This window comes from Streptomyces musisoli, assembly GCF_016741855.1.
GTDB lineage: Bacteria > Actinomycetota > Actinomycetes > Streptomycetales > Streptomycetaceae > Streptomyces > Streptomyces musisoli.
The window spans coordinates 1-16714 of record NZ_JAERRH010000013.1 but is presented as its reverse complement, the minus strand read 5'-3'; the positions used below and the strand labels follow the sequence as shown (position 1 = coordinate 16714).

The 16714-nt window shown below is 72.0% G+C and carries 16 protein-coding genes and 2 pseudogenes; 12 read left to right on the top strand and 6 right to left on the bottom strand.

Annotated elements, in window-relative coordinates:
- The first annotated feature begins 14 nt into the window (after positions 1-14).
- From JK361_RS28330 to hemC, 8 genes are all read left to right on the top strand, one after another.
- Positions 15-1190 (top strand): aromatic ring-hydroxylating oxygenase subunit alpha, encoded by a 1176-nt coding sequence (locus tag JK361_RS28330; protein ID WP_236053715.1) that lies wholly within the window; start codon positions 15-17, stop codon positions 1188-1190.
- Positions 1191-1367: 177 nt separating this feature from the next.
- Entirely contained in the window at positions 1368-2495 is a 1128-nt protein-coding gene (locus JK361_RS28325) for a polyamine ABC transporter substrate-binding protein (protein WP_201823178.1), read from the top strand.
- A gap of 3 nt (positions 2496-2498) precedes the next feature.
- Entirely contained in the window at positions 2499-3398 is a 900-nt protein-coding gene (locus tag JK361_RS28320; RefSeq protein WP_201823176.1) for an ABC transporter permease, read from the top strand.
- Positions 3395-4276, top strand: coding sequence for an ABC transporter permease (locus tag JK361_RS28315; protein WP_236053714.1), 882 nt, complete (start codon positions 3395-3397; stop codon positions 4274-4276). Before JK361_RS28320 ends, JK361_RS28315 begins: the two co-directional genes overlap by 4 nt.
- A 4-nt stretch (positions 4277-4280) precedes the next feature.
- A complete protein-coding gene (locus JK361_RS28310) occupies positions 4281-5360 on the top strand; it encodes an ABC transporter ATP-binding protein (RefSeq protein WP_201823175.1) in 1080 nt (359 codons plus the stop codon).
- 24 nt (positions 5361-5384) lie between these two features.
- A complete protein-coding gene (locus tag JK361_RS28305; RefSeq protein ID WP_201823173.1) occupies positions 5385-6704 on the top strand; it encodes a flavin monoamine oxidase family protein in 1320 nt (439 codons plus the stop codon).
- The gene (locus JK361_RS28300) at positions 6697-8130 is read left to right on the top strand and encodes an aminobutyraldehyde dehydrogenase (protein WP_201823171.1); all 1434 of its coding nucleotides are present in this window, start codon (positions 6697-6699) and stop codon (positions 8128-8130) included. The genes JK361_RS28305 and JK361_RS28300 overlap by 8 nt, the downstream gene beginning before the upstream one ends.
- Positions 8131-8172: 42 nt before the next feature.
- Entirely contained in the window at positions 8173-9108 is a 936-nt protein-coding gene (gene hemC, locus JK361_RS28295) for a hydroxymethylbilane synthase (protein ID WP_201823169.1), read from the top strand.
- A gap of 169 nt (positions 9109-9277) precedes the next feature.
- On the opposite strand, the gene JK361_RS28290 is transcribed toward hemC, so the two are convergent.
- The 3 genes and pseudogenes from JK361_RS28290 to JK361_RS41440 all read right to left on the bottom strand — a co-directional run.
- Complete coding sequence (locus tag JK361_RS28290) at positions 9278-9802, bottom strand: hypothetical protein (protein ID WP_201823168.1); 525 nt, start codon at positions 9800-9802, stop codon at positions 9278-9280.
- 190 nt (positions 9803-9992) lie between these two features.
- Positions 9993-10160, bottom strand: a pseudogene (locus tag JK361_RS28285) (ABC transporter permease); the annotation flags it as partial.
- Between the two features lie 123 nt (positions 10161-10283).
- Positions 10284-10426, bottom strand: a pseudogene (locus JK361_RS41440) (MarR family transcriptional regulator); the annotation flags it as partial.
- A 288-nt stretch (positions 10427-10714) separates the two neighbouring features.
- Between JK361_RS41440 and JK361_RS28280 the strand changes: the two are divergent.
- Complete coding sequence (locus tag JK361_RS28280) at positions 10715-11512, top strand: RNA polymerase sigma factor SigF (protein WP_201823166.1); 798 nt, start codon at positions 10715-10717, stop codon at positions 11510-11512.
- Positions 11513-11514: 2 nt separating this feature from the next.
- Here JK361_RS28280 and JK361_RS28275 read toward each other — a convergent pair whose 3' ends face one another.
- On the bottom strand, positions 11515-11829 hold the full coding sequence (locus JK361_RS28275) for an ANTAR domain-containing protein (RefSeq protein WP_201823164.1): 315 nt from the start codon (positions 11827-11829) through the stop codon (positions 11515-11517).
- 127 nt (positions 11830-11956) lie between these two features.
- Here JK361_RS28275 and JK361_RS28270 point away from each other — a divergent pair, with 127 nt between their 5' ends.
- The gene (locus JK361_RS28270; protein WP_201823161.1) at positions 11957-12766 is read left to right on the top strand and encodes a VOC family protein; all 810 of its coding nucleotides are present in this window, start codon (positions 11957-11959) and stop codon (positions 12764-12766) included.
- Positions 12767-12825: 59 nt separating this feature from the next.
- Here the strand turns inward: JK361_RS28270 and glgX are convergent, their stop codons facing one another.
- Both glgX and JK361_RS28260 read right to left on the bottom strand, forming a co-directional pair.
- Positions 12826-14958, bottom strand: coding sequence for a glycogen debranching protein GlgX (gene glgX / locus JK361_RS28265; RefSeq protein ID WP_201823159.1), 2133 nt, complete (start codon positions 14956-14958; stop codon positions 12826-12828).
- Positions 14959-14981: 23 nt separating this feature from the next.
- Entirely contained in the window at positions 14982-15497 is a 516-nt protein-coding gene (locus tag JK361_RS28260) for a pep a2 (protein ID WP_201823156.1), read from the bottom strand.
- A 303-nt stretch (positions 15498-15800) separates the two neighbouring features.
- On the opposite strand from JK361_RS28260, the gene JK361_RS28255 reads away from it, so the two are divergent.
- Together JK361_RS28255 and JK361_RS28250 are read left to right on the top strand one after the other, a co-directional pair.
- Positions 15801-16100, top strand: a complete 300-nt coding sequence (locus JK361_RS28255) for a DUF5133 domain-containing protein (protein WP_201823154.1) — start codon at positions 15801-15803, stop codon at positions 16098-16100.
- A 108-nt stretch (positions 16101-16208) separates the two neighbouring features.
- Positions 16209-16714, top strand: a 506-nt coding sequence (locus tag JK361_RS28250; RefSeq protein WP_201823153.1) for a maltotransferase domain-containing protein, incomplete at its 3' end; no start/stop codon positions are given.

Below are 16714 nucleotides of genomic sequence, written 5' to 3'. Positions count from 1 at the left end.
CGGAGGAGGACTCCATGCACCCCTCGACCACCCGGGCAGACACCCCGACCGTGGCCCCGCCCCAGCCGTCGCCCGACGATCCCGGGCAAGCGCTCCCCGCGCGCTTCTACACCGACCCGGCCGTCGCCGAGGCCGAAACCGAACGCATCTTCGCCAAATCCTGGCAGCTCGTGTGCCACGAGTCCGACCTCCCCGGACCGGGCGCCCGCCTGACCGCCACGGTCGCCGGCCGGGAGGTCCTGGTCGTCCGCACCGAGGACGGCGGCCTGGCCGCCCATCTCAACGTCTGCCGCCACCGCGGCACCCGCCTGGTCACCGGCCCGGAACCGTCGGGCAAGGCGATCCGCTGCCCGTACCACGGCTGGACCTACAAGCTGGACGGACGGCTCGTCGGCGCGCCCGAGGCCCGCCGGATCCCCTGCCTGGACAAGCCCCGGCTCGGACTGCACCCGGTCAACGTCGAGTCCTTCCTCGGCTTCGTCTTCGTCAACCTCGACCTGGAGGCGACCCCCCTCACCGAGTCGTGCAAGGGACTCGCGGAGGCCGTCGGCCGGTACGCCGGGGCGGACCTCGTCCCGGTCGGCAGGCACCGCATCCACGACCTGGCCGGCGGCGAGGAGCAGAAGGCCAACTGGAAGGTGATCGTCGACAACTACCTGGAGGGCTACCACGTCCCCGTGGCCCACCCGGCGCTGATGCGGCTGCTGGACTACCAGGCGTACACGGTGGACGTGCAGGAGAACTACGTCCTGTTCGAGTCGCCCCTGCGCGACAAGCCGTCCTCGAACTGGACCGAGCGGCTCTACCAGCGCCTCGCCAGCCCGATGCCGGGGCTGACCGAGGCCGACCGGCGGGTGTGGCGGTACGCCGTGATCTATCCGAACACGCTCATCGACTTCTACCCTGACCACGTGCTCGCGTGGACCGCCCTGCCCACCGCCCAGGACCGGGCGGCGATCCCCGGCGCCTTCTACACGAAGCACGGCGAGAGCGTCCGCACGCGGCTGGCCCGCCGGCTCAACATCCACATCGGCTGGGTCACCAACGACGAGGACGCCGAGCTGGTGGAGCGCGTCCAGGCCGGTCTGACGACACCCGGCTTCGAGCCGGGTCCGCTCTCCCGCCGCGAGGCCGCCGTCGGCTGGTTCGCCCGCCGGGTCCGGGACGACCTGGACGGGGACGCCCGGTGACGCCCACCGGACCGCACCACCTGCGTGCCGTGTGCCCGCCGTCGGGCTTACCCCTCCCCCGCTGACCGCGTTCGCACTCTCCCCAGACCGGTCTTCGCCGCGGAGTCAGGGCCCGTGGCGAGCCGACCAGCCGGTCCGCCCTGGACTTGTGCCGTTCCTCGACGGAGAGGACGCTTCATGTCCCCCGCCCCACCCACCCCACCGACCCGCCGCGCCCTTCTGCGCGCCGGCGCCTGCGGCCTGCTCGGCGCGGCGGCGGCCGGCTGCGGGTTCATGCCCGCGCAGCGGCCCGACGCCGGGGCGCTCGCCCCGGTCCCGCCCCGCGTCGACGGCGATCTCGTCTACTTCAACTGGGCCGACTACGTGGACCCGGCCGTCTTCAAGGGCTTCGAGAAGGAGTACGGCGTCAGGGTCGTCCAGTCGAACTTCGACTCGATGGAGGGCATGGTCGCCAAGCTCAACGCCGGCAACCGCTACGACATCGTCTTCCCCACCGCCAAATGGGCCCAGCGCCTGGTCCGCGGCGGCCGGCTGCGCCGCATCGACCACTCCCACCTGACCAACGCCCACGCCATATTCGGCACCTACACCTATTTCGCCGACCCCTGGTACGACCCGGGCTCCGCGCACACCGTCCCGTTCACCGCGTACAAGACGGGCATCGGCTGGCGGCGGGACAGGATCGGCGAACTGACCGGCTCCTGGAAGGACCTGTGGAGCGACAAGGCCCGCGGCAAGGTCTTCCTGCTCGACGACCGCGACGAGGTCCTCGGCATGGGCGCCCTGCAGCTCGGCCTCGACGTCAGCACCGGCGACGGCCGTGATCTCGACCGCATCGCCTCCCTGCTGGGCACCCTCCGCCCCCGGCTGCGCGGCTTCTCCAGCGACAGCTACAACAACCTCCTCAACGGCAACGCGGTCATGACCCAGGCGTGGAGCGGCGACATGGCCGCCATGCTCAACCAGGCCAAGGACCCCTCCGTCTTCGGCTTCCAGGCACCCAAGGAGGGCACCCCGATCAACTCCGACTGCTACGCCATCCCCTGGAACGCCCCGCACCCGGGCACCGCGATGCTCTTCATCGACTACATGCTCCGGCCGGAGAACGTGAAGAAGAACATCGAGTACATCGGCTACCCGATGCCGGTGGCCGGCACCGAGAAGACCTACGCCGACCTCGTCCGGCCCTTCCCCGAATGCCTCGTCACCCAGGACGACCTCAAGGCGGACCTGTTCTTCCGCAACGGGGGCCGCGCGGCGGAGGACGCCCGCGACACCGCCTGGACCCATGTGAAGGCGGGCTGAGCCATGGCACTGCTCCGCCCCTCCTCCCGCTCCCGGCGCCGCAAGGCGGACAGCGGCGGCAACCGCATGTGGATCTGGTTCATGCTGCCCGGCACCCTGTGGATGACCGGGTTCCTGATCGCCTCGCTGATCCTCGTCGCCGTCCTCGCCGTCGGCACCACCGACGAACTCGGCAACCCGCGCTTCGGCTTCGACCTCACCGGCGTCCGCGCCCTCGCCGACCCCGCCTACACCGAGGTCCTGGTCCGCTCCCTCGGCTACGCCCTGCTGACCTGCCTGATCTGCCTGCTGATCGCCTACCCGGTGGCGTACACCATCGCCCTGCACGGCGGCCGGTACAAGAACGCGCTGATCGCCGCGATCGTCGTACCCTTCTTCGCCAACTACCTGGTGCGCATGTACGGCTGGTCGGTGGTCCTCTCCGACGACGGACCCGTGCTGCGCGCCCTGCGCGCGATCGGCCTGGCCGACGGCGACACGAAGATCCTCAACACCGGCGTCGGCGTGATCGCCGGACTCGTCTACGGCTTCGTCGTCTTCATGATCATCCCGCTGTACGCGGCCCTGGAGCGGCTGGACGTCTCCCTCATCGAGGCCGGCCGCGACCTGTACGGCGGCCCGGTGCGGACCTTCCTCTTCGTCACCCTGCCCGCCACCCGGCAGGGCGCCGCCGCCGGGCTGGTCCTGGTGTTCCTGCCCGCGATGGGCGACTTCGTCAGCGCACAGCTCATGGGAGGACCGGACCAGATCATGATCGGCAACCTCATCCAGGACAAGTTCTTCCAGGGCCAGAACTGGCCGCTCGGCTCGGCGCTCACCATGCTCCTGATGCTGGTGCTGCTGGTCGGGATGTTCGGCTATCTGCGGCGCACCCGCAAGGACGAGGCGGAGGCCCGCCGATGACCCTGGTCCGTGAGTCCTCGGCCGCCGCCCCCGCCCGGCCCGCCGTACGCCCCCGCAGGCGCCGTGGCCGCGCCGACCGCAGGCCCCGCGTCCTCGTCGCCGTCACGGCGCTGTTCTTCGCGCTGCTCTACCTGCCCATCGGCGTCGTCGCCCTGTTCTCCTTCAACTCCGAGAAGTCCCTGACCGTCTTCGGCGGGTTCAGCCTGCGCTGGTACCGCGCCTTCGCCCACGACGACGTCCTCATCTCCTCGCTCGGCACCAGCCTGCGCATCTCCCTGGTGGCGATGGCCGGTTCGGTGGTCCTCGGCGTGGCCCTGGCGCTCGGCCTGGTGCGCTGCCGCACCCGGCTCGGCTCTCTCGCCGGCCTCGTCATGCTCGTACCGCTGATCACCCCGGAGATCGTCACCGGGGTCGCGTCGATGCTCTTGTTCAAGGGCCTGGGCGTGGCCCTGTCGACGGGCACGGTGATGCTGTCGGAGATCACCTTCTCCATCTCCTACGTCACCGTCATCCTCCGCTCCCGGGTCGCCGCGCTGAACCCCGAGGTGGAGGAGGCCGCGATGGACCTGGGCGCCACCCGCTGGCAGGCGGTCCGCCTGGTCACCCTGCCGGCCCTGCTGCCCGCCGTGCTCGCCAGTGCCGTCCTGATCTTCGCGCTCGTCTTCGACGACTTCGTGCTCGCCTACTTCACCACCGGCGTGGACCCCCAGCCGCTGTCGGTGCGGATCTACTCCGCGATCCGCTTCGGGGTGCAGCCCACCATCAACGCCGTCGGGACCCTGATGCTCGCCGGCTCCGTCTGCCTGATCGCCCTGGCCCTTTTCATCCCGCGCCTCTTCGGCCGCCGCGGCGGCCTCGACATCCTCTCCGGAGAGTGACTCCATGGACGCGACCGACGCGACCCCGGCCGTCCGGCTCGACGGCGTCTCCAAGCAGTTCGCGGACTCCTACGCCGTCCGCGACCTCGACCTCGACATCGAGGCCGGCCAGTTCTTCTCGCTGCTGGGCCCCTCCGGCTGCGGGAAGACGACCTCGCTGCGCATGATCGGCGGTTTCACGGACCCCACCGAGGGCTCGGTGCTGCTCGCCGGCGAGGACGTGACCGGGCTGCCGCCCGACAAGCGCAACGTCAACACCGTCTTCCAGAGCTACGCCCTGTTCGACCACCTGAGCATCGCCGACAACATCGCCTTCGGCCTGAAGCGCAAGGGCGTGGACCGGGCCGAGATACGCAAGCGGGTGGCCGAGATGCTGGAGCTGGTCCAGCTCGGCGGGCTCGCCGACCGCAGGCCCCGTACCCTCTCCGGCGGCCAGCGCCAGCGGGTCGCCCTGGCCCGCGCCCTCGTCAACCGGCCCGCCGTCCTGCTCCTCGACGAGCCGCTGGCCGCCCTCGACCTGAAGCTGCGCCGGCAGATGCAGGTGGAGCTGAAGCAGATCCAGCGCGAGGTCGGCATCACCTTCGTCTTCGTCACCCACGACCAGGACGAGGCGCTCACCATGTCCGACCGCATCGCCGTGCTGAACGCCGGCCGCGTCGAGCAGTGCGGCACCCCCGAGGACGTCTACGAGCATCCGGCGAGCAGCTTCGTGGCCTCCTTCATGGGCACCTCCAACCTGATGACCGGCACCTACCGCGGCGGCGAGGTCGCCCTCGACCAAGGGCCGGCCCTGCCGGTCGGCAGCCGCCCCGGCATCACCGACGGCACCGCCGTCAGCGTCTCCGTGCGTCCCGAGAAGATCTGGCTTTCCGACTTCGAACCGGGCATGTCGAAGCTGTCCGGGGTGATCCGCGAGACCGTCTACAGCGGCCCGACGACCACCTACCTCATCGAACTCGCCCCCGGCGTCACGCTGTCCGTGCTGGAGCAGAACACGGCCCGCGCGCGCATGGAGGACCGCTGGAGCGGCGGCGAGACCGTCGAGTTCGGCTGGCGGCCCGAGCACTGCCTGGTCCTCGCCTGACCGCCCCCGACGAAAGCGAAACTGATGCATCACGACGTGATCGTGCTCGGCGCCGGACTGGCCGGGCTCGCCGCCGCCCGGGACCTGGCGGCCGCCGGCACCGACGTACTCGTCCTGGAGGCCCGTGACCGCGTCGGCGGCCGGGTCGAGCAGACCCGGACGCCCGACGGCCGCACCGTCCAGCTGGGCGGCGAGGTGGTGGGCCGCGGCCACACCGCCTATCTCCGGCTGGCCGACGAGCTGGGCCTGAAGCTGGTCCCGAGCTACGTGGACGAGCCGGGCGGCATGACCCGGGCCACCCCGGAGGGGTGCTCGGCCGGTGAACCCCCGCACTGGTTCGGCCCCGGCGACGCGGCCGTGCACGAGCGGCTCGGCGCCGAGTTCACGGCCCTGGCCGCCACCGTCGACCCGGACGACCCCTGGTCGCATCCGGAGGCGGCCGCCCTGGACCGGCTGTCCGTGGCCGGCTGGCTGCGCTCCCGGCACGCCACGCCCGCCGTCGTACGCCTGTGGGACATCGGCCAGCTCGCCCTGGCCGGCGGCTCCTACGAACGTATCTCGCTGCTGGCCGCGCTGCGCAAGAACGCGGCCGTCCCGGGCGCCGGCTCGGGCGACTACGACTACGAGGACTGGGAGGGGCTGCGGCTCGCCGACGGCTCGGCGACCCTGGCCGACGTCCTGGCCCGCGGGCTCGACGGGCGCGTCCGCCTCGGCTCGCCGGTGACCGCGGTCGACATCCGGCCCGGCCGTTGTTCCGTGCGCCTGGTCACCGGGGAGGTCCTCACCGCGGCCGCCGTGGTGAGCGCGCTGCCCGTGGGACCCCTGCGGTCCGTCTCCGTCACCGGGGTCGGCGAGGCCCGGCTCGCCTCCCTGCACCGCCAACGCCAGGCCGTCGCCGCCAAGTTCGCCGCCGTGTACGAGCGTCCGTTCTGGCGCGCGGCCGGACTGAACGGCCTGTCGGAGGCCGAGGGGGTGCTGGGCAGCACCTGGCCGCAGAGCGAGGGCGTCCTGTCCGCGCTGATCCCGCCCGAGCGGTTCGGCGTCCTGCTGGGCATACCGGGCCCGCTGCGCGGCCCCGAGCTGCTCGCCGAGATGGCCGGCATGTTCGGCGCAAAGGCCCACCGGCCGCTCGCGTGCCATCTGCGGCTGTGGGGCACCGACCCGTGGACCCAGGGCTACGTCACCCAGTGGCCGCCGGGCGAGGTCATGGCGGTCGGCCCGCTGCACGGCACCCACGAACCCCCGTTCTACGTCTGCGGCTCCGACCAGTGGGTCGCCGGATACATGGAGGGCGCCGTCCGCACCGGCCGCGCCGCCGCCGAGGAGGCCCTGCGCCGTGGCTGACACCGCCCGCTCGACGACCGTCCTCAACCACATCGGCGGCAAGGACGTACCGGCGGCCTCCGGGGCCACCCTGCGGCTGGTCGACCCGGCCACCGGACGCGTCCACGGCACGGCACCGCTCTCCGGCGCCGCGGACGTCGACGCCGCGCAACGGGCGGCGCAGGACGCCTTCCCCCGCTGGGCGGCCACCACCCCGGCGCAGCGCCAGTCGGCGCTGCTGCGGATCGCCGACGCCCTGGAGCGCGACGCCGACGCCCTGGCGGCCGCGGAGGTCACCGACACGGGCAAACCGCGCGCCCTGTTCCTCGGGGACGAACTGCCCGCGATCGTCGACGTGCTGCGCTACTTCGCCGGGGCCGCCCGGAACCTGCCGGGCGCGGCCGCCGCCGAGTACACGCCGGGCCGCACCTCCCTGCTGCGCCGCGAACCGGTCGGCGTCTGCGCGCAGATCACTCCCTGGAACTATCCGCTGATGATGGCGGTGTGGAAGGTCGCGCCCGCGCTGGCGGCCGGCAACACGGTCGTGCTGAAACCCTCCGACACCACCCCGGCCTCCGCCACGCTCCTCGCCCGGATCGCCGCCCGGCATCTGCCGCCCGGCGTGCTCAACGTGGTGTGCGGCGACCGCGACACCGGACGCCTGCTGGTCGCCCATCCCGGCGTCCGGCTGGTGGCGGTCACCGGCAGCGTCCGGGCCGGGCGGGAGATCGCCGCGGCGGCGGCCGCGGATCTCAAGCGGGTGCACCTCGAACTCGGCGGAAACGCCCCGGTGCTGGTCCACGACGACGCCGATCTGGACGACGCGGTCGAGCAGTTGGCGTCCCTGGCCTTCTACAACGCGGGCCAGGACTGCACGGCCGCCACCCGGCTGCTGGTGCACCGGCGGATCCACGACGCGTTCGTCGCCGCCTTCGCGGACCGGGCCGCCCGGCTGCGGACGGGCTCCCCGGACGCGCCCGGCACCGACTTCGGCCCCCTCGCCCACGCGGCCCAACTCGCCGCGGTGCGCGGGGTGCTGGACTCCTTGCCGGACCACGCCGAGGTCGTCACGGGCGGTGCCGCCCTGGACCGCCCCGGCTTCTTCCACCAGCCGACGGTGGTGACCGGGGTGCGGCAGGAGGACGAGATCGTGCGCGGCGAGATCTTCGGCCCGGTCGTCACCGTCCAGCCGTTCACCGACGAGGCGGAGGCCCTTCACCTGGCCAACGCCGTTCCGCAGGGGCTCGCGGCGAGTGTCTGGACCCGGGACCACGACCGTGCGATGCGCGCGAGCCGGGCGCTGCACACCGGCATCGTCTGGGTCAACACCCACGGCACCACGGTGTCCGAGATGCCGCACGGGGGCGTACGGCACTCCGGTTACGGCAGCGATCTGTCGCTCACCGGTCTGCTCGACTACACCCAGGTCAAACACGTCATGCTGTGACCGGTCCGAGGGTGCCCGGTGCCAGGGTCTATCGTGTCCCCCATGTCTGTGCCGGAACTGATCCGTATCGTGTCCCGCGACTCGCCCATGGCCCTGGCTCAGGTCGAGCGCGTCCGCGCCGAGTTGGCCGTCCTGCACCCCGGTGTGCGGACCGAGGTCGTACCGGTGAAGACGACCGGTGACAGGTGGATGGGTGACCTGTCCAAGGTCGAGGGCAAGGGAGCGTTCACCAAGGAGGTGGACGCGGCCCTGCTGGCCGGCGAGGCGGATCTCGCGGTGCACTGCGTCAAGGACGTGCCCGCCGACCGGCCGCTGCCCGCCGGGACGGTGTTCGCCGCGTTCCTGAAGCGGGACGACATCCGGGACGCGCTGGTGCACCCGGGCGGGCTGACCCTGGACGAGCTGCCGGCCGGTACCCGGATCGGCACCTCCTCGGTGCGCCGGGTGGCCCAGCTGGCCGCCACGCATCCGCATCTGGAGTGCGTGCCGTTCCGCGGCAACGCCAACCGCCGGCTGGAGAAGCTGGCCGCGGGCGAGGCGGACGCGCTGCTGCTGGCGGTGTCCGGGCTGGAGCGGATCGGCCGGACCGACGTGATCAGCGAGGTGCTGTCGACGGAGGAGATGATGCCGCCGATCGGCGCGGGCATCCTCGCCCTCCAGTGCCGGCAGGGCGACACCGCGCTGATCGACGCCGTCAGCGGGCTCGGGGACCCGGACACGTATCGCGAGGCGACGGCCGAACGGATGTTCCTGCATGTGCTCCAGGGGCACTGCAACAGCCCGATCGCCGGGTTCGCGCGCGTGGACCGCAGCGGGGAACTCTCCCTGCGGGCCTGTGTGTTCACCCCGGACGGCAAGACCCGGCTGAACGCCCACGAGTGGGCGGGCCGGCTCGACCCGGCCACGCTCGGCACCTCGGTCGCGGTGGCCCTGCTCCGGCAGGGCGCACGGGAGATCATCGACGGCATCCCGCACTGAGTCCCGCAGGGGATCCGCACGCGGCTCCGTACGGCATCCCGTGGCGGGCGTACGGCCTTCCCGGACCCGGGCGCGTACGGCATCCCGCGCTCGGCCCTGTGCGGCACCCCGCGCAGGGGTGCGCTCGGCCTTCCCGGACCTGTACCGCCGCGGTGGGCCCCCGCCCGCCTCAGGCGGTGCCCGGCTCCGTCTGGTCCCTCAGGAAGGCGGACACCTGATGGGCCAGGCTGCCCTGTCCGGGGGCCGCGGGGGTGGGGGCCGTGGTGGCCTCCAGGACGCCGATGCCGCCGGCCCACAGCCGGCGGTCGCTCCACTCTTCGTCCACCCTCAGCTGCACCTGTACGTCCACGTGAGTGAGGGCGCCCTCGGGCGCGGCGGCGTACAGCACGGCGGTGGCCCGGCGCAGCGGGTAGACGTCGAAGCCCTCGATGAACTGGGAGTTGCGCCAGTCGATGAAGGCGCCCTCGCCGTCCGGTCCGACGCGGACGTCGATCTGACCGTCCTCCAGGTGGATGCCGAAGTGCCGCGCGCCCCGGTTCTCGACGGTCACCCGGACACTGAAATACGTCAGCCCGGCGGCGGCGTCGTCCCGTCCGCGCGGCGGCTCGGCAGCCTCCAGGCGGTGGACGCGGACCCGCAGACCGGCATGCTCCTCGTACTCGTGCCAGTCACCGACCACGTTCGGCTCGTACACAGTGCCCCTCTCGACCTTCGAGAGTTGCTGTCTATCTGTGTGCTCAGCGCACTGTCAAATGAGCAGAATGCGCTGTGGCCAGGGAATTCACCCGCTTTGATCAGTGATCAAGCGCTGCCCAGGAAGAACACGTCGGGGACCCGTTCCGGGCGGGTGCGGGTGCGTGCCGCACATCACGTCCGCGGCAAGATCACCGGGCCGGGCCGCCGAGCAGCGCGGAGGCCGCGGTGATGCCGGGCGCGGCGGCCACCGCCAGGACGGCGAAGCCGGCGCCGAGATGCGCGGGCGCGCCCAGCAGGAGACCGCGCGGGGCGTCGACTTGACAGCTGAGCGGGTCGACCTCGCCGACGGCCTGGACCAGCGGCTTCACCCCGGCCGCGAACGCCTTGCCGGGAGATCGTTCGTCATGATTCCCCGGCCTGCTCGTGCAGCGTGCGGGCCAGCCTGCGCAGGGCCGGCAGGGCCGCGCGCAGCGCCTCCCGGCCGCCTCCGAGACACCGATGCCGGGCCGGGACTCGACCAGCCGCAGCAGTTCGACCTCGGCGCCACGCAGGCGGGGCCCGGTGATCCGCCGCGCAGCCGGCGCCGGATCAGCCGCTGGACCCCCACGAGCACGTCGGCCAGATCCTCCGGAAAGGTGTCGGCCTCCCCGCCCGGAGATTACCTCTCATACAGAGGTATTTCTCCCCAAGGCGGGGCCAGGAGCGGCCGGCGGAGCCCACAGCGACCCACTAGATCCCATATGTACTTATTTGTTTTGAGATGTCCATCAGCGGGAAAGCGAACCATGTGCTTCGGACAGGAGGCACGTCCGTGGGAGCCGGCCCCGCCGGGCGCCCCGATGCCCCAAACGTCCGAGCGCACCTCCCACGGTGTCTGTTCACCCAGCACCTGCTGAGAGAGGTGCGCGCAATGCCTGTCACCGGCAGCATCAAGCCCCACCCCCACGACGACGCCCCGGACACCGGCGAGTCCTTCGAGCGGCTCGCGGGGATGCCGGACGGCCCCGAGCGCCAGGCGCTCAGGGACGAGCTGGTCCGGTTGTGGCTTCCCATGGCCGAGCGGATCGCCGTACGGTTCCGCGGCCGCGGTGAGGCCCTGGAGGACCTCTACCAGGTGGCCGCGCTGGGCCTGGTCAAGGCCGTCGACCACTACGACCCGGAGCGGGGCCGCGCCTTCGAGGCGTACGCGGTGCCCACCATCACCGGGGAGATCAAGCGCCACTTCCGCGACCACATGTGGACCCTGCACGTGCCCCGCCGGGTACAGGACCTGCGCAACCGGGTCCGCTCAGCGACGAAGGAGCTGGCGCAGTCCACGTCGGGCCGGACGCCCTCCGTCGCCGAGATCGCCGCGTACACGCGGCTCAGCGAGGACGAGGTGTGCGCCGGGATGGAGGCGCTGGAGTGCTTCTCCGCGCTGTCCCTGGACGCCGAGGTGGCCGGCACGGACGGCTACGCCCTCGGCGACTCGCTGGGCGGCCCGGACCCGGGGTACGACCTCGTCGTGGACCGGGCCTCGGTCAAGCCCTGCCTGGCGACGCTGCCCGAGCGCGAGCGCACCATCCTCTATCTGCGATTCTTCCGCGGTATGACCCAGAGCCGGATCGCCGAACAGCTCGGCATCTCGCAGATGCACGTCTCCCGGCTGCTGAGCGGCTGCTTCGACCGGCTGCGTGAGGAACTGCTCTCGGAAGCGCGCGCCCGCTGACCTCACTCCCCCTCGGTCCCGGGCACCTGCGTGGGGCCGTACCGGTCCAGGGCGTCCTCCAGCTCGGCGCGGATGCCGGCCGGTATGTCGCCACGCCGGCCCCAGATCAGGATCAGCTCCGCGACATTGCGCAGCTTGATGTTGGTGTGCTGGGAGATGTCCTTGAGCACCTGCCACCCCTGGTCCGGGGTGACCCGGCCGAGGGCCACGATCATCCCGATCGCCTGATCCACGACCGCGTGCGAGGCCATGGCCTCCTTCAGCTGGCCGACTTCCGCCTCCAGCTCGGTCACCCGGTCCGGCTCACTGTGTCCCATCCCTCCATCGTCGCAGGGGCCTGCCCCTCTGCCACCTGGGGTACTCGACAGGCACTTCACCCCCCTCCGGTTGGACACTGGAGCCAGACCGGTGGCCGCCCGGCCCCGAGAGCAGGACGCGACTGCCATGAATCACGACAGCCCCGCCGGCGGCGGGCCGCGCAGGAGAGACATCATGTCCACCCACGCCGTCTTCGGCGCGCCGTGCTGGGTGAGCCTCACCAGCCGCGATCTCCAGGCCACCCAGGACTTCTACTCGGCCGTCCTCGGCTGGCGCTGGCGTGGCGCCAAACTCGGCGAGCACTTCCGGATCGCCCTGGCGAACGGCGTCCCGGTGGCCGGTATCGCGGCCGTCGCCTCCATGTGGCAGATGGCGGTGGCCTGGACGCCGTACTTCGCCGTGCCGGACGCGGACGTGGCCGTGGCCCGGGTGCGGGAGCGCGGCGGTACGGCGGCGGTGGGGCCGCTGTCGTTCCCGCCCGGCCGGGCGGCGCTGCTGGCCGACCGGGACGGCGCCACGTTCGGCATCTGGCAGGGGGAACTGGTCACCAACTGGGAGACCTGGCGGCAGGCGGCGCCGACCTTCATACGGCTGCACACCCGGGACGCCTTCGACGCCGCGATCTTCTACGGCGAGATCCTGGACTGGGCGACCGGGTCGCCGGGCTGCTGCGAGGTCGAGTACGACGGTGACGAGGTGGTGCTGCGCAGCCGGGGCGACGCGGTGGCGCGCATCGACTCGGGCGCGGTGGAGGCCGCCCCGGACCCCGAGGTGCGTCCCCACTGGCAGGTCCACTTCACGGTGGCGGACGTGCCGGGCTGCACACGCGCGGCGGAGAAGCACGGCGGCAGCGTGCTGCGCGAGGGCGAGACCGAGGCGATCCTGCGGGACGCCGACGGTGCGCAGTTCACGGTGACGTCCCGCCCCGCCCGCTGAGCCGCCCGCGCGCCGCGCCGACAAGGGTCCGCCGCGTCCGTGCGGCGGACCCGGGGGGCCTAGGCCTTGCGCCCCCGGGGTGCGGCTCGGGACGGGCGGGACAGGAGAACCAGGCTGCGCGCCTCCACGCGGAGCCTCGTGCCGGCCTTGCGTTCGCGTTCGTCGGGGATCCCGTCGGGCTCGGCGGTGTCGATCAACGTGGTCCAGCGCTCGCCGAAGGAGTCGTCGGGCAGGCGGAAGTCGACCGTCTCCCAGTAGCCGTTGACGAGGAGCAGGAAGGAGTCGTCGACCATCCGGCGGCCGTACGGGTCGCGTTCGGCGATGGCGTCGCCGTTGAGGAACACGCCGACCGAGTGCGCGTCACCGCGCTGCCAGTCCCGGCCGGTCATCTCGCGGGCGTCGGGCCTGAGCCACATCAGGTCGGGCAGCGGCTGTTCGGCGTTGGTCGCGGTCTCGCCGCGGAAGAAACGGCGGCGGCGCAGTACCGGGTGTGCGGCGCGCAGGGCGATCAGGCGCCGGGTGAACTCCACCAGGGACCGCTGCTCCTCGGCCAGCCCCCAGTCGATCCAGGAGATCTCGTCGTCCTGGCAGTAGGCGTTGTTGTTGCCCCGCTGGGTGCGGCCGAGTTCGTCACCGTGGCAGAGCATCGGGATGCCCTGCGAGAGCAGCAGCGTGGCGAGCAGGTTGCGCTGCTGGCGGGCGCGCAGTTCGAGGACGGCCGGGTCGTCGGTGTCGCCCTCCGCCCCGCAGTTCCAGGACCGGTTGTGGCTCTCGCCGTCCCGGTTGTCCTCGCCGTTGGCCTCGTTGTGCTTTTCGTTGTAGGACACGAGGTCGCGCAGCGTGAAACCGTCGTGCGCGGTGACGAAGTTGACGCTCGCGCGCGGTCGGCGCCGGCTGTGCTGGTAGATGTCGGAGGAGCCGGTCAGCCGGGAGGCGAACTCGCCGAGCGAGCCCGGCTCGGCCCGCCAGAAGTCCCGTACGGCGTCGCGGTACTTGCCGTTCCACTCCGACCACAGCGGCGGGAAGTTGCCGACCTGGTAGCCGCCCTCGCCCACGTCCCACGGCTCGGCGATGAGCTTGACCCGGCTGATCACCGGGTCCTGCTGGATCAGGTCGAAGAACGCCGAGAGCCGGTCCACCTCGTGGAACTGCCGGGCGAGCGTGGCCGCGAGGTCGAAGCGGAAGCCGTCGACGTGCATCTCGGTGACCCAGTACCGCAGCGAGTCCATGATCAGCTGCAGCACGTAGGGATGCCGCATCAGCAGGCTGTTGCCGGTGCCGGTGGTGTCGTAGTAGTGCGCCCAGTCGCCGTCGACCAGACGGTAGTAGGAGGCGTTGTCGATGCCCCGGAAGGAGAGCGTGGGCCCCATCTCGTTGCCCTCGGCGGTGTGGTTGTAGACCACGTCGAGGATGACTTCGAGGCCGGCCGCGTGCAGCGCCTTCACCATGTCCTTGAACTCGTTGACCTGCTGGCCCCGGGTGCCGAAGGCGGCGTAGGCGTTGTGCGGGGCGAAGAAACCGATGGTGTTGTAGCCCCAGTAGTTGGACAGGCCCCGGTCCTGGAGGACACCGTCCTGCACGAACTGGTGCACCGGCATCAGCTCCACCGCGGTGACGCCGAGCGAGGTGAGGTGCTCGAGCACGGCGGGGTGCGCGAGGCCGGCGTACGTGCCGCGCAGCCGCGCCGGGACGTCCGGGTGGGTGCGGGTGAGGCCGCGGACGTGGGCCTCGTAGATCACCGACTCCGCGTACGGCGTCCGGGGCGGGCGGTCGTCGCCCCAGTCGAAGAACGGGTCGGTGACCACGCCCAGCATGGAGTGGCCGGCGCTGTCGGCCGGGGCGGGTCCCTCCGGGGCGCGCTCGTACAGGGAGGGGTGGTTGTCGATCTGGCCGTCCACGGCACGGGCGTACGGGTCGAGCAGCAGTTTCGCCGGATTGCAGCGGTGGCCGAGCGCGGGCTGCCAGGGACCGTGCACCCGGTAGCCGTAGCGCTGGCCGGGGCCGATGCCGGGGAGGTAGGCGTGCCACACGAACCCGTCGACCTCGTGCAGCCGGACCGGGGTCCTGGAGCCTGCGTCGTCGACGAGGATCAGCTCGACGCGCTCGGCGACCTCGCTGAACAGTGCGAAGTTGGTGCCCCGTCCGTCGAACGCGGCACCCAACGGGTAGGGGTGCCCGCTCCAGACGGACACCCCTGCGCGCTTCTTGCGGGCGGTCACCGGCTGCCCGCAAGGACGGCGTCGTCACCGGCGGGCGCCGGCGCGGCCAGCGCGGCCATGCGCTCCGTACGCGGCACTTGGAGCCCGGTGCGCAACGCCGGTTCGGGGGCGACGGGCACCAGGGGTACGCGCTCGCCGGCGCGGGCCCGCTGCGAGAACCAGATGATCTTGCTGCCGGTGTCCGAGGCGCAGCAGCCCCAGCCGTCGCTCATGGCCGCGATGTCCGCCAGGCAGGACCGCAGGTCCTGGTCCGGGCGCAGATCCGGGTCGTCGTCGCCGAAGGCGGTGATGAGGTGCTGGCCGTTCCACCACATCTCGATCGATGTGTGCTTGTCCGTCGCGTGCGCGTCGATCGCCCGCAGCAGCAGTTCGGCGCCGCGGCAGACGGGGTCCACGAGGTTCTCGAGGTCCCAGTAGTGGAGATGGGCGGCCAGGATGCGGCTGACCTGTCCCACCCGTTCCGGGCTGACTTCCACGTCGAGGTGGTAGTAGCAGGGCACTGCGGTCTTCATCGTCGCTTGCTCCTCACCGGCGAAGCTCTCGCTCCCCTTGCCCCGTCCGGGAGGGATCCCGGACACAAAGCGTGAGCGTTGATCGCGTCTGAGTCACCTCCACGGTGAGGGCACTACGCCATTCGTGCAACACGAGCACCCGACACCCGTAATGATTGAAGCTCCAACAAGACGCTGCGTCGCCGCGCGTGCACCATAAGTGAAAGCCTCGATCGCCGTAACGGTGCCGTGCCTCCCCGTGCCCGGACACCACCCGACCGTCGGGAACGCGCCCAGTCGAGAGCGTGAAAGGTGAAGAGGGCCATGCTGCTACCCGCCAAGGCCGAAGTGGCCCGGCAGTTGCGGCGTTACCGGGCGTGGGAGCGCGTGATGCTCGCCTCGCCGCACGACCGCACGGTCCGGGCCACCTTCGAGGACTCGGGGTACACGCTGTGCGTGCTGATGGGCAAACGCTGCGCCCGCGAGGCCGCGGACGCAGCCGAGCGCTATCTCCGCACGAATCTGGTCACCTACCTGCGCGAGCAGGACGGACGGCCGCAGCCTCGTCGGGCGGCCAGAAGAGCGCCGCCGTCGGAGCGGCGTTCCACGGCGCCAAGCTCCTGACCTGGCACCGTACAAGGCGTTCCACTCGGGACGGCACACGCCGGCCCGACTATCGGATCGCGAAGCCGGGCCGGGTGCCCGGCTTCGCGCACGGCGGAGGTGAGATACATGCGCAGGACCCCGGCCATCGGCCGTGTCCCGGTACGTGACGTCCGGCCGGCCGTGGAGTGCGGCAGGCGCCCGGCGAAAGCGGTGGTCGGGGAGACCTTCGAGGTCTCGGCCACCGTCTTCCGCGAAGGCCATGACGCCGTGGGTGCGAATGTGGTCCTGCGCGATCCGAAGGGCCGCCGCGGCCCCTGGACGCCGATGCGGGAGCTGTCCGAGGGAAGCGACCGCTGGGGCGCGGAGATCACTGCGGACTCGACCGGCCGCTGGACCTTCCGGGTGGAGGCGTGGAGCCATCCGCTGGCGACCTGGCGGCACATCGCGTCCGTGAAGGTGCCGGCCGGGATCGACACCGGCCTGGTCCTGGAGGAGGGCGCCGCGCTGTACGAGCGTGCCGCCGCCGGAGTGCCCAAGGGCCCGGAGCGGGGCCTCGTGCTGGCCGCCGCGCGGGCCCTCGGCGACGACTCCCTGTCGGTGCACCACCGCCTCGAGGTCGCGCTGTCGCCGAT